The organism is Pseudomonas sp. Irchel s3f10, assembly GCF_900187515.1.
In the GTDB taxonomy this organism is placed as follows: Bacteria; Pseudomonadota; Gammaproteobacteria; order Pseudomonadales; family Pseudomonadaceae; genus Aquipseudomonas; species Aquipseudomonas tensinigenes.
On record NZ_FYDZ01000014.1, the window covers coordinates 103,190 to 116,065 of the forward strand.

The 12,876-nt window shown below is 59.8% G+C and carries 14 protein-coding genes; 11 read left to right on the plus strand and 3 right to left on the minus strand.

What is annotated here, in order from left to right; translation table 11 throughout:
* Positions 1-281 precede the first annotated feature (281 nt).
* The 4 genes from CKW17_RS24120 to CKW17_RS24135 are packed head-to-tail and all read left to right on the plus strand — an operon-like array spanning position 282 to position 4,259.
* Positions 282-1,208, plus strand: a complete 927-nt coding sequence (locus CKW17_RS24120) for a DUF72 domain-containing protein (protein ID WP_095122180.1) — start codon at positions 282-284, stop codon at positions 1,206-1,208.
* Positions 1,205-2,002, plus strand: a complete 798-nt coding sequence (locus CKW17_RS24125) for an endonuclease/exonuclease/phosphatase family protein (RefSeq protein ID WP_095122182.1) — start codon at positions 1,205-1,207, stop codon at positions 2,000-2,002. The genes CKW17_RS24120 and CKW17_RS24125 overlap by 4 nt, the downstream gene beginning before the upstream one ends.
* Positions 1,999-3,273 carry a cardiolipin synthase ClsB gene (gene clsB / locus CKW17_RS24130; RefSeq protein WP_095122184.1) on the plus strand — a complete coding sequence of 425 codons (1,275 nt, stop codon included), beginning with the start codon at positions 1,999-2,001 and terminating at the stop codon, positions 3,271-3,273. The genes CKW17_RS24125 and clsB overlap by 4 nt, the downstream gene beginning before the upstream one ends.
* Positions 3,270-4,259, plus strand: a complete 990-nt coding sequence (locus CKW17_RS24135; RefSeq protein WP_095122186.1) for a lysylphosphatidylglycerol synthase domain-containing protein — start codon at positions 3,270-3,272, stop codon at positions 4,257-4,259. Before clsB ends, CKW17_RS24135 begins: the two co-directional genes overlap by 4 nt.
* Before the next feature lie 93 nt (positions 4,260-4,352).
* Here the strand turns inward: CKW17_RS24135 and CKW17_RS24140 are convergent, their stop codons facing one another.
* The 3 genes from CKW17_RS24140 to CKW17_RS24150 all read right to left on the minus strand — a co-directional run bounded on the left by CKW17_RS24140 (position 4,353) and on the right by CKW17_RS24150 (position 7,489).
* Positions 4,353-5,108, minus strand: coding sequence for a S9 family peptidase (locus CKW17_RS24140; RefSeq protein ID WP_095122187.1), 756 nt, complete (start codon positions 5,106-5,108; stop codon positions 4,353-4,355).
* Entirely contained in the window at positions 5,098-6,207 is a 1,110-nt protein-coding gene (locus tag CKW17_RS24145) for a DUF3182 family protein (protein ID WP_095122189.1), read from the minus strand. Before CKW17_RS24145 ends, CKW17_RS24140 begins: the two co-directional genes overlap by 11 nt.
* Positions 6,208-6,487: 280 nt before the next feature.
* Positions 6,488-7,489, minus strand: a complete 1,002-nt coding sequence (locus CKW17_RS24150) for a GlxA family transcriptional regulator (RefSeq protein WP_095122191.1) — start codon at positions 7,487-7,489, stop codon at positions 6,488-6,490.
* Between the two features lie 101 nt (positions 7,490-7,590).
* Here CKW17_RS24150 and CKW17_RS24155 point away from each other — a divergent pair, with 101 nt between their 5' ends.
* The 7 genes from CKW17_RS24155 to CKW17_RS24185 all read left to right on the plus strand — a co-directional run bounded on the left by CKW17_RS24155 (position 7,591) and on the right by CKW17_RS24185 (position 12,849).
* The gene (locus CKW17_RS24155) at positions 7,591-8,145 is read left to right on the plus strand and encodes a cysteine hydrolase family protein (protein ID WP_095122194.1); all 555 of its coding nucleotides are present in this window, start codon (positions 7,591-7,593) and stop codon (positions 8,143-8,145) included.
* Positions 8,146-8,290: 145 nt separating this feature from the next.
* Positions 8,291-8,959 carry a YjfI family protein gene (locus CKW17_RS24160; protein ID WP_095122196.1) on the plus strand — a complete coding sequence of 223 codons (669 nt, stop codon included), beginning with the start codon at positions 8,291-8,293 and terminating at the stop codon, positions 8,957-8,959.
* A gap of 17 nt (positions 8,960-8,976) precedes the next feature.
* Positions 8,977-9,675: a PspA/IM30 family protein gene (locus CKW17_RS24165; protein WP_095122198.1), complete on the plus strand. Its 699-nt coding sequence runs from the start codon at positions 8,977-8,979 to the stop codon at positions 9,673-9,675.
* 200 nt (positions 9,676-9,875) lie between these two features.
* Entirely contained in the window at positions 9,876-10,526 is a 651-nt protein-coding gene (locus CKW17_RS24170; RefSeq protein WP_095122200.1) for a DUF2491 family protein, read from the plus strand.
* A 15-nt stretch (positions 10,527-10,541) separates the two neighbouring features.
* Positions 10,542-10,967: a DUF350 domain-containing protein gene (locus CKW17_RS24175; protein WP_095122202.1), complete on the plus strand. Its 426-nt coding sequence runs from the start codon at positions 10,542-10,544 to the stop codon at positions 10,965-10,967.
* Between the two features lie 17 nt (positions 10,968-10,984).
* Positions 10,985-11,689 (plus strand): DUF1190 domain-containing protein, encoded by a 705-nt coding sequence (locus tag CKW17_RS24180; RefSeq protein ID WP_095122203.1) that lies wholly within the window; start codon positions 10,985-10,987, stop codon positions 11,687-11,689.
* Positions 11,690-11,691: 2 nt separating this feature from the next.
* Complete coding sequence (locus tag CKW17_RS24185) at positions 11,692-12,849, plus strand: glutathionylspermidine synthase family protein (RefSeq protein ID WP_095122205.1); 1,158 nt, start codon at positions 11,692-11,694, stop codon at positions 12,847-12,849.
* Positions 12,850-12,876 lie beyond the last annotated feature (27 nt).

Genomic DNA, 12,876 nt, shown 5'->3' on the forward strand with positions numbered 1-12,876 from the left:
GCACCCTCACCCCAGCCCTCTCCCAGAGGGAGAGGGAGCCGACCGAGTTGCCTGATCTTGTTACACCGACCTGAGAGTCCGGAGTCGAACTCAAATCCTGAAAACCATGAAGATGTGCTCCCTTCCCCCTCGCCCCCTTGGGGGAGAGGGTTGGGGTGAGGGGGAGCGCTTTTGATCTTCGCCTTGGACGTGACCGTCCGTAACGCCATCGAAACTTTCCCGGCCCGCCCGCAGTCATCAAAAGATACCGGCAACACGAGGACTTTCGACGGGAGGGCGGCATGGCAACGATTCACATCGGTATTTCCGGCTGGCGCTACGCACCGTGGCGCGGGGACTTCTACCCCAAGGGACTGGCGCAGAAACGCGAATTGCAGTTCGCTTCGCGGGCGGTCAACAGCATCGAAATCAATGGATCGTTCTACGCCCTGCAACGGCCGGAACGTTACGCGCAGTGGTACGCCGAAACACCCGACGACTTCGTCTTCAGCGTCAAGGCGCCGCGCTTCATCACCCACATTCGCCGCTTGCGCGAGATCGAAAAGCCTCTGGCCAATTTCTTCGCCTCCGGGGTGCTGGAACTCAAGGAAAAGCTCGGGCCGATCCTTTGGCAATTCCCGCCAAACTTCAAGTTCGAGCCTGAGCGCTTTGAACATTTCCTCGCATTATTGCCCCACGACACCGAAGCCGCCGCCACCCTCGCCCATCAACACGATTCGCATCTGCACGGCCACGCCAGCATCAAAGCCTGGCGCAAAAAACCACTGCGCCATGCCGTGGAAATCCGCAACGAGAGCTTCATCGACCCCGAGTTCGTGCGCTTGTTGAAACGCCACAACACCGCACTGGTGATCGCCGACACCGCCGACAAATGGCCGTACCGCGAAGACCTCACCAGCGACTTTGTCTACCTGCGCCTGCACGGCGCCGAAGAGCTCTACGCCAGCGGTTACACCGCGCCAGCCCTCAAGCATTGGGCCGAACGCATCGACGCCTGGCACCACGGCGAGCAACCCAAAGACGCGCACCTGATCGCACCACGCTTGAAGCCACGCGCACGCAAATCCCGCGAAGTGTTCTGCTATTTCGACAACGACATCAAAGTCCGCGCGCCGTACGACGCCCGTGATCTGCTGCATCGTTTCGAATTGGATAAAGACCTCGCCACCACCCCCGGCGAACCCGCTGGCGAAGGAGTGTTGGCATGAGTATTCCAGAACCGGTCGGCTTCACCGATGAAGGCTCGGTCGTCGCGCCGTCCGTGCGGACGTTCACCGTACTGACGGTTAATACCCACAAGGGTTTCACCGCCCTCAACCGACGCTTCATTCTTCCGGAATTGCGCGAAGCGGTGCGCAGCGTCGCCGCCGACGTGGTGTTCCTGCAGGAAGTCCACGGCACCCACGAACAACATCCCAAGCGCTACAACAATTGGCCGACGATGCCGCAATACGAATTCCTCGCCGACAGCCTCTGGCCGCAGTTCGCCTATGGGCGCAATGCGGTGTACCCGGAGGGCGACCACGGCAATGCGCTGCTGTCGAAATTCCAGATCATCCGTCACGACAATCTCGACGTGTCGATCAACGGCCACGAGAACCGCGGCCTGCTGCATTGCGTGCTGCGCCTGCCGGGTGACGGCACCGAAGTGCATGCGATCTGCGTGCATCTGGGCCTGCGCGAAAGTCATCGCAATGCCCAGTTGGACTTGCTCATGCAACGCTTGGCGGAGTTGCCCGACGACGCACCGGTGATCGTCGCGGGCGATTTCAATGACTGGCGCCAGCGCGCCGATGCGCAGCTCAAACCCTGCGGCCTGCGCGAAGTGTTCGCCGAGCACCAGGGCAAACCGGCGCGCAGTTTTCCCGCGCGCCTGCCAACACTGCGCCTTGATCGTATTTACGTGCGCAACCTCAAGGCCAGCCAGCCGAAAGTTCTGGCGAACCGGCCTTGGTCGCACCTTTCCGACCACGTTCCTTTATCGGTAGAGATCGAACTATGAGCAGCGCGCCGCTGGAAAAATCCGCCGTGGAACCGGTCGCCATCAACCCGCCGATACGCGAGCCGGGCCATGTTGATGTCGAGTACCGCTGGCAGGGCAACAATCGCGTCGAGTTGCTGGAGAACGGCGAGGAGTATTTCCCGCGAGTGTTCGAGGCGATGCGCGCAGCGAAGAGTGAAATCCTCCTCGAGACCTTTATCATTTTCGAAGACAAGGTCGGTGCCGAGTTGCAGGAGATTCTGATAGACGCTGCCCGTCGTGGCGTGCGCACCACGGTCAGCCTCGACGGCTTTGGTTGCGGCGAGTTGAGCACCGGTTATCTGACCGCGCTGAGCGAGGCCGGCGTACATCTGCAAATCTTCGATCCGGCACCGAAACGTCTGGGCATTCGCACCAACTGGTTCCGCCGTTTGCATCGCAAGATCGTGGTGGTCGATGGCCTGATCGCGTTTATTGGCGGGATCAACTTTTCCGGCGATCACCTCGCTGATTTCGGCCCTGAAGCCAAGCAGGATTATTCGGTGGAAATTCAGGGCCCGGCGGTCGCCGACATCCATCATTTCGCCCTGCTGCAAAGTGGTCGGCCGGGCCGTGCGCGGTTCTGGTGGCAACGTCGGCGCCAGCGTCGCGCGGAGATGGCTTTCGATGACCACGACGGTCAGGTGCGTCTGGTGTTCCGCGATAACGACCAGCACCACTCCGATATTGAAGATGTGTATTTGCAGGTACTGCGCCGTGCCAAACGCCGGGTGGTGATCGCCAACGCCTACTTCTTCCCCGGTTATCGCTTGCTGCGTGAAATCCGCAATGCAGCGCGGCGTGGGGTCGAGGTGCGCCTGATTCTGCAAGGCCAACCGGACATGCTGGTGGCCAAACTGGCGGCGCGCATGACCTACGATTATTTGCTCAAGGCCGGGGTGCAGATTCACGAATATTGCCAGCGCCCGCTGCACGGCAAAGTGGCGCTGGTCGACGAAGAATGGAGCACGGTCGGCTCGAGCAATCTCGACCCGCTGAGCCTGTCGCTGAACCTGGAAGCCAACGTACTGATCCGCGACCGCGCGTTCAATCAGCACTTGTTCGAGCGCCTCGAAGACCTCAGCCAGAACCACTGCAAAGCCATGGACGCCAGCAAGTCGCCGCGTGGGCGCATCTGGCACATGACCGTGGGTTTTCTGGTGTTCCACTTTCTGCGGCATTTCCCGGCGATGGCCGGATGGTTGCCAGCACATAAACCGCGGCTCAAGCCATTTCGAGGGAACACGCCATGAGCCACTCCGAAGCGCACCCGAGCGGCCATGCGGCGCCAGCCAGCCATTCGAAATGGAGTCGCTGGAAGCGCCCGTTGACCTTGCTGTTTTTCCTCGCACTGATCGTGTTGCTGACGCTGTTCGCCACGCGCATCGAATGGGCCGAAGTGCTGCAAACCCTCGCCGACTTCAAGGTCCGTACGCTGATCATCGCCGCCAGCCTGACCCTGCTGAGTTTTCTTGTGTACGCCAGTTTCGACCTGATCGGCCGCACTTACATTCGTCAGGACCTGACCTGGAAACAGATTCTGCCGGTGGGGATCATCAGCTATGCGTTCAACTTGAATCTGAGCGCGTGGGTGGGTGGCATCGCCATGCGCTATCGGCTGTATTCGCGCCTTGGGGTGAGCAAAAGCAACATCGCCAAGATCCTCGGTTTGAGCCTGGCGACCAATTGGTTTGGCTACATGACCATTGCCGGCGTGGTGTTCAGCAGCGGATTGGTGACGATGCCGCCGGGCTGGAAAATCAGCAGCAGTGCGCTGCAAGGCATCGGCGTGCTGTTGCTGCTGATCAGCGTCGGCTATCTCGCCGCGTGTCAGTTTTCCAAGCGCCGCGAGTGGTCGATTCGCGGGGTGGAAATCAATCTGCCGTCGTTGCGCATGGCGGTCCTGCAACTGCTGCTGGGCGCGTTGAACTGGTCGCTGATGGCGGCGGTGATTTTCACCTTGCTGCCGAGCAAACTGGATTATCCGTTGGTGCTGGGCGTGTTGTTGATCAGTGCGATTGCCGGGGTCATCACGCATATTCCGGCGGGGCTTGGAGTGTTGGAGGCAGTGTTTGTGGCGCTGCTGCAACACGAGGCTTCACGTGGCAGTCTGGTGGCGGGGTTACTGGCGTATCGGGCGATTTATTTTCTGCTGCCGTTGTTGATCACGGTGGTGATGTATTTAGTGGTTGAGGCCAAGGCGAAGGCGCTGCGAATAGAGAAGAAACCCAGACATTAGAATCAAGATCAAAAGATCGCAGCCTTCGGCAGCTCCTACAGGGAGAATACATTTCAAATGTAGGAGCTGCCGAAGGCTGCGATCTTTTGATCTTCAGGATTGGATAATGCTCAACCGCTCACCCACGACCATCCCGGTAATCCAGTCCACCAGAATCGAGGTGTACGCCTGCTGCGACACCGGCTCGCTCAACGCATGATCGGCACCGTCGATAATCCGGTGCGTCAGTGAATGGGTCTGCTGACACGCCGCTCGGTAACTCATGATCGCCGCGTGTGGCACGTAATCGTCGGTTTCAGACTCCACCAGCAACACATCGCCGGTGAATTGCGAGCAGGCATGCAGCGCCCGATTGGTGTCAGCCCGCACCAGCGTGCTGCGGTAATCACGCAAATCGGCCTTGTCCAGCTCACGCTTGGGTGTGTGCCATTGCTCGTCGCGGTACAACGCTGGCACCCGCAGCGCCAGCCAGCGCACCGGGCGTAGCGAGGTCAGGATCGACGCCAGATAACCGCCATAACTGGTACCGACCACCGCGATCGCCGAGGTGTCGAGCGCCGGATGCGCGAGCAAGCGGTCATACGCCGCGAGCAAATCACGCAGATTGTCTTCGCGCGTTACACGAGTCAGCGGGATCCCGGTGCCGCCGGTATGCCCGCGCAAGTCGAACGTCAGGCACACGCAACCAAGACCGGCAATGCCTTTGGCGCGCTCAAGATCACGCTCCTGACTGCCACCCCAGCCATGGACAAAAAGCACCCCCGGGACTTTCGATTTGGGACTGAGAAATGTCCCGCTCATCTGCTCATCATCAATGTCGATTTGAATGCTTTCGCTTCTAGCCGTCATAGGATTTGACCGTTACATATTTGAGGAGAAATTCACTGTTCTCAGCCGGCCCGCGATAGACCTCGATAGCGTCCGCCGGCAGCGGCTGATCGATGTAGGTTTCTACCGAAGACACGCGGATCGCGCGCATTCCCGGATCGTTGACGAAGCTTTGCAACGCCGCCACTTCGGCACTGCTGGCGCCGCCCATGCGCCACGATTGTTCGAGCACACCGCTGCGGGATTTGCCGTTGCTGTCCAGGCCCTGGGCAATGTCGTAATTACGCCGTGAGGCATAGAATCGCGGATAGGCTTCATCGGCGGCAGCGTCGAAAACCTGCGCCTGCTCAATGGCCAGACGCACATCGTCGGGCAGATCCAGCTTCAGCAGTTCTTCATACCCACCCTGCACCACCAGCAAATTCGAGCCGCCGTAGACCTCTTCGCCGTGGGCATCCTTGGTCAAGTATTGATCACCGCAGTAGCTCAGCATTTTGTCGCCGATGAATGACTGGCCGACGCTGTGGGTGACGACATCGCTCAGGTCCTGCTCCAGCACCATGCCTTCGCTGAACTGCTTTTCAATGTCAGGGCGGGCAAGGATTTCGTCGAAAGCGTCGAGACTCTTGATCACTTCCTGCCCGCGACCGGCGCAGGCGTGAACCGGCTTCAAGCGGATCGGGCCGTTGTACAGCAAGTGCTCGGCAGCGGGCCGCGCGTCTTCCAGCGCAAAAACGCTTAGGCCATCGAGGACCACGTTACGCACGCGCTCGGAAAATAACGGCGACCAGCCTCGCGGCGCATGAGCCAGATGACTGCGCAAACCGTGGCTGATGGCTTTAGTGCAGATGAAATCGTGCTCGACAAAGCCACCCCACAAATCGTCAGGGCCTGTGATACCGAGTTGATGAGCGCAGGCAGCGCCGACGATAGTTTGCGTCGGTAGCAGATACAGATCACGGCCGCGATGTTTGTCCGGGTCGTAACTGCCACCGAATTTGCATCCGAGAATCTGCGCCAACCAGCGCGCCAGGGACTTGTTGGTCTGTACTTCATGTTGCGGTGCGTCGGCGCGCACCGAGTGGGCAACGACGATTTTCCTGCGGGGTGTCGGGGTCATGCGTCCCCCTTCCATCGGTTCGATGACTGTAGCGGTGAGAGGTGCAGAGATCAGGCCAACGGCCGCTCTACGAAAATCCTAGTCCAATCAGTAACTTGCCAGAATCATACTGGCACCACGCCTGTTTCAATCTGCACGACCGCTCGCCAAACCCCGGCAATTTGCACGATCCCGAACCTTGTGCGGTCTCTTGTAGGAGTGAGCCTGCTCGCGATAGCGGTGGGTCAGTCACCTCACGGTTTTCTGACAGATTGCTATCGCGAGCAGGCTCACTCCTACATTAGATGTTCGTTGCTTTCGGGATCGGGGACACACCAAACCGTGCCCGATAATCACTCGGCGCCAGCCCGGTGATCTTCTTGAATATCGCACGAAACGCGCCCGGATCCTGATAGCCCACCGTCCAGGCAATGTGATCAATCGTGCCATTGCTGAACTCGAGCATCTCCCGCGCCTTGCCCACCCGTAGATGCTGGCAGTACTCGGTCGGTTTCAACCCGGTTGCCGCACGAAACCGGCGCAGAAACGTGCGTTCCTCCAACCCGGCCCGCTCGGCCATCGCCGTCAGCGAAACATCCGTCGCACCGGTGCTTTGCAGCCAGTGCTGCACCTTGAGAATCGCCGCATCGCCATGCCCGAGAATCGGCGCGAAGTTACTGCCGCACTCACTGGCGCTGTCACTGTGCTCGATCACCAGAAATCGCGCGGTGCCGGTGGCAATGCTCGGCCCGAGCAACCTGTCGACCAGACGTAATCCCAGTTCCGACCACGCCATCAATCCGGCCGTGGTGATCAAGTCGCCGTCATCGACAATCGGGGTATCAGCCTTGAGCTTGATCTTCGGGTAACGGTCGGCGAAGGCCTTGGCCGAGGTCCAGTGGGTGGTGGCGCTGCGGCCGTCGAGCAGACCGCTTTCGGCCAACATCAGCGAGCCTACGCAAACCCCGCCCAGCGTCGCACCGCGGGCATGTTGATCGCGTAACCATTGCATCAGGCTGGCCGGCGCTTGCGCCGCCGAGAACCCGCCGATCGATGGCGGAATCAGCACCGCCAGCAAAGCGCTGTCGTCACCCGCATGACTGGCGTAAGTGCGCGTTGGCGGCTGATCACCTTCGACCTGCCAGTGACTGACCCGCAGCACCGGCAACTGCGCGGCCTGATGTTCGGCAGCAATCCGGTTGGCCACCGCAAACAGATCGGTCAAACCGTGCACCGCTGCCATCTGCGCGCCGGGATAGATCAGCACGCCCAGTTCAGCGATGGCAGCCCTTTCTGCGCCCATTGTCAGTTTTCCCCTGTCTATTGTCGGTGCGGCCAATCCTCGAAGCGCTGAACAAGGCCAATACTGAAGCCACTTCCAGCCAACACATCGAGGACACACCCATGGCCAAGCAAGCGCTCATCGTAGTCGATATCCAGAACGACTACTTCCCCCAAGGCAAGTGGCCGCTGGCCGGTGCCGATGCCGCTGCCGACAACGCCGCCCGGCTGATCGCCGCGTTCCGCGAGGCCGGCGATTCGGTAATACACATTCGCCACGAATTCACCTCAGCGGACGCGCCGTTTTTCACCCCGGGTTCGGAAGGCGCCAAGCTGCATCCGAGAGTGCTCAACCGCGCTGACGAGCCAGTGGTACTCAAACACTTCGTCAACTCGTTCCGCGAAACCGAACTGCAGGCCATCCTCGACGAACAAGGCATCAAGGAACTGGTGGTGGTCGGCAGCATGAGCCACATGTGCGTTGACGGCATTACCCGGGCGGCGGCGGATCTGGGTTACGCCGTCACGGTGATTCACGACGCTTGCGCCAGCCGTGACCTGGAATTCAATGGGCTTACGGTGCCAGCGGCCCACGTCCACGCTGCTTTCATGTCGGCGCTCGGTTTCGCCTACGCCAGCGTGGTATCCACTGATCAATTCCTCACCGCCCAGCATTAAGCAATATTCTGCAAAAACACCAGGCCCGCCTTGCCGCGGGTCTTTTTTCGCCTGTCATAAAAATCTCACGCGTGAGCCATTGATGGCACTTTGAATTGGTTGTAGTGTGGCTCACGCGTGAGATGTCCATAACCGAGCCATTGCCATGAAAAGCCGTTCCCCCACCGCGAAATCAGAGAGTCCCAAGGGGGAGCGCGCGAAACCGTCGGCGAAAAAACCGTCGAGCTTCTATATGAAGCAGATGCGCGCGGGCCTGGCCGCTGCCGGTTATGTGAAACACGAAACTTGGGTGCTTCCCGAAAACCGAAGCTTGCTCAAGCAAATGGAGCAACAGCTACGCCAACCGATTCTGGCTGGCTCTTTCATGTCGGAGAATTACATGAGCGCAGGCAACAACTGGACCATCGATAGCCTCTTCAACGCCCTCAAGGCCCTGGACGAGGTGGCTTCGCAAGAGATCACGCTGTCGCTGATCCAGAGCTCCGAACCCAGCATCAAGCTGGAAATGAACGAATTCGGCGGTCTGCCGATTCACATCGCCCTGGCCGGCCAGCAGATCATCGTCGACACCGTGCTGGTGGACATCGATTCGATCTCGGACGTAGCGGCCTTCAACGACGCCGTGTTGCGCAGCCGGGAAATGTTCCCGCTGTCGTCGATCGGTATCGAGTCGATGCCGAACGGGCAGACCGTTTACAACATGTTTGGCGCCCTCAGCGCCGACTCGAGCCTGACCAACGTGGTGACCGAGGTGAAAACCCTGGTCGACAACGTGCAGCGCGCGAGCGAAGCCTTCGAACACTTCTTCAAGTAATCAACAGGGAATATCCAATGACTCAGTCCATCTGGAGCAAGTTGTTCACCGCACTGCGCGGCGGCGCCAATGAAGTCGGCGAAGCGATCGCGGACCAACAGGCTCTGCGCATCCTCGACCAGGAAATCCGCGATGCCGACAGCGCGCTGTCGAACGCTCGTCGCGAACTGGTCACCATCATGGCCAAGCACAAACTGGCTGCCGACCGCGTGAGCGAGTACGACGCCAAGATCAAGGATCTGGAAGCCAAGGCTGTCTCGGCACTGAACGCCGGCCGTGAAGACCTGGCGCTGGAAGTGGCCGAAGCGATTTCGACCCTGACCAACGAGCTGGATGTCGAGAAAAAGCAGAGCGAAGAGTTCGGCACTTACGCCGAAAACATGCGCAAAGACATCAGCAAGGCCGAGTCGCGTATCAAGAGCCTGCGCCAGCAAGTGGACATGGCCAAGGCCCGCGAAAGCGTGCAGAAAGCCCAGGTCAGCGCCTCCATCGCCAGCGGCGGTGCCAATGGCAAACTGGAAACTGCCGTCGGTACGTTGAACCGCCTGCAAGCCAAGCAGCAGCAACGCGCGGCTGAACTCAGCGCTGCGGACGAGCTGGCTGACGCCTCGACCGGCAACGATCTGGAACGCAAACTGCGCGACGCCGGCATTACGCCGAACGAAGGCAGCGCCAATGCGATTCTTGAGCGCCTGAAGCAAAAGTCCGCTCAGTAAGCATTTGCACAAAACCCTTGTAGGAGTGAGCCTGCTCGCGATGAGGCCGGAACATTCAACCTCAGTGTTGTCTGAACCGCCGCCATCGCGAGCAGGCTCACTCCTACATGGTTTGTGGCGTGTCGTTGATCGCTCAGCCCGGTACACTAGCCACGCTTTTTCGCCGACGAACACCTCCACCCGCTTCAAGGAACGTACCCATGGGATGGTTTAAAGACTTGCTGGGCACCAGCAACTGGCAGACCGCTGCGCCAACACCGACCGTTGCCAGTGGCCCACTTGGCATGGCTCAGGGCAAGGCCGTCAGGTTCGATACAACCCTGGCGCTGCTGCTCGATGGCTCGACCACGGTGCGCGTGCCCTTCGATCAGGCGATCTGGAGCCACGGCTGGGTCGACCTCGGCCAGTCCAACAAACTGCACCGCTATTACATGAACGACGAGGATTTCTGGCTACAAATCCACGTCACCGGTGAAGATCAGATCGAATCGGTCACCCTGTTCAATTACCTCAGTTACGTGACGGTCAACAGTGACGCCGAACTGCAGCGTCTGGCCGGTCCCAACAGCCAGATCGGCCTGCCCACCTACAGCCACGACGGCGTCGAATACACCCGCGAGTGGGGCACCGAACAAGGCCAGACCGAACTCGTACCGATGACCGAACAAGTGGTCAATCCGGACGAGAGCTACACCATCGAACATCACTCAATGCTTTATGCGCGCGAGACCGGCCTGACCGATCGCCGCGAATTGCTGCTGTTCTCCGTCGAACAGGACGAAGAAGGCACCGTCAGCCTGAGCACCTCGCTGGGCATTTCGCTGTACACGACAGATCTGAGCACCATTTAAAAAAGGAAGTTTTTCATGCTGGAAATGCTGGCCGTTTCGCTGAACAAAACCGCGCTGGTCGGTTTCGTCGTCTACCTCATCGGCGCCGTTCTGCTGTTCATGCTGTTTCAATTCGTCTACACGCGCATCACGCCGCACAAGGAATTCGAGCTGATCCGCTCCGGCAACATCGCCGCCGCCATCGCCCTGTCCGGCGCGATCATCGGCTTCGCGATTCCGGCCAGTAACGTGATCGCGTTTTCGGTCAACGTCCTCGACTTTGTACTATGGGCAGTGATTGCCGCCGTCGTGCAACTGTTCGCGTTCCTCGCCACGGGCCTGGTGCTCAAAGGCACTTCGCAGCGTATCGCCAACGGTGAAATCGCTTCCGGCATCTATGTCGCGGCGGTCGCGATCAGCGTCGGCATGCTCAACGCCGCGTGCATGACACCGTCCAACTGATCGGCAGGAAGCCTTAGATGAAACGCAGCAAATACGTTCAGTTGTCCCTTGCCGCTTCGGTGGCCATGGCCATTTCCGGCCAGGCGACAGCCGCAGATCAACCACGCAGTTTCCAGAATGTGGAACAGTGCGTCGACGCCGAAGTGGCTGCCGATGTCTGCTCCAACGCCTACGTCGCCGCCCTGACCGAACACCGGCGCATCGCCCCGGCGTACGACAACAAGGCCAAATGCGATGCGGACTTTGCCGCTGACTGGTGCCAGAAAAATTCCGACGGCCGCTTTGTGCCGAAACTCGGCGGCTTCAAAGTGCCGCAGGAAGGTGAGCCGGCGCAGAACCTCGACGCCATCGCTGATGCGCAGATGCCCGCCGGTAATGCAACGGCGCAGAATGTGCAAAGCACTTCGCACGTCTCCAGCGGCGGTGGCGGCGGTGGCGGAAATGGCTGGCTGACCGGCTGGCTGATCGGCAACGCGATGAGCAACAACGCCGAACGCACGGTTTACCGCGATCGCGAAACGCGCCAGCCGTACAACACCTCGACGCAGTACCGCAGAGCCGAAACCACGACGCGCAGCCAACCTGATTACGAGAGCAGCAAAAGCAAACCGGTCAACGTGGCGTCTTCGACCTCACGCGGCGGCTTCGGCAGCCAGTCCAGCGCGCGCAGCGGTTGGGGTGGCTGGGGCAGCAGTTCTGGTTCTGGTCGTTCGAGCAGCTGACGATGAAGAAGATCCTCTGCGCCGAGCGCCCCGACTGGAAGCAGACTGCCGAAAGCCTCGGCTTCATGTTCCACACCATCGATGACGAGCCGTACTGGGACGAAAGCGCGTACTACCAGTTCACGCTCGCGCAGATCGAAAACGATCTCGAGGACCCGACCACTGAACTGCACGAGATGTGCATGGACCTGGTCGACCGCGTGGTGCACAGCGAAGAACTGCTGGATCGCCTGAGCATCCCGCCGGCGTACTACGACATGATCCGCACGTCCTGGCTGGAAGGTCATCCGCATCTGTACGGGCGCATGGACTTTTCCTACAGCGGCAACGGCCCGGCAAAGCTGCTGGAGCTCAACTACGACACACCGACCAGTCTTTACGAAGCGGCGGCGTTCCAGTGGGGCTGGCTGGAACAATGCATCGAGCGCGGCACGCTGCCGTGCCATGCCGACCAGTTCAACAGCATCGACACCCAGTTGCATCGAGCCTTCGCCGAATTACAGCTGAAGCGACCGTTCTACTTTGCCTCGATGAAAGACTCGGTCGAGGACAAGGGCACCACGGATTACCTGCGGTTGATCGCCGAGAAGGTCGGCATCGAGTCTCGGCACATCGATATCGAAGACATCGGTTTGACGGCTGAAGGGCGGTTCGTCGACCTGGAAGATCGCTGGATCCCGCACCTGTTCAAGCTGCATGCCTGGGAATTCATCTTCCACGAGCCGTTCGGGGCGGCAATTGCAGAGAGCGATACACAGTTTTTCGAACCGGCGTGGAAGGCGATCCTGTCGAACAAGGGTGCACTGCCGTTGCTATGGGAGATGCACAAAGGGCATCCGAATCTGCTGGCGGCGCATCTCGACCCAAATCCGGCCAGCGCTGTGCCCAAGGGTTGGGTACGCAAGCCGTACTTTTCCCGGGAAGGCGCGAACATTGAGTTGCAAACGGCTGACGGTCTGATCGTCAAAGAGGATGGGCCCTACACGGATGCGCCGTTTATCCTGCAGGAATTTGCACCGTTACCGAAATTTGGTGACAGCTACACGCTGATCGGTTCGTGGGTGATTGGCGATCAGGCAGCGGGGATTGGTGTAAGGGAAGACAACAGCCTGATCACTAAAGATTCGAGCCGCTTCTTGCCGCACCTGATCCTCGACTGAACCACGGATCCTTCCTGTAGGAGCTGC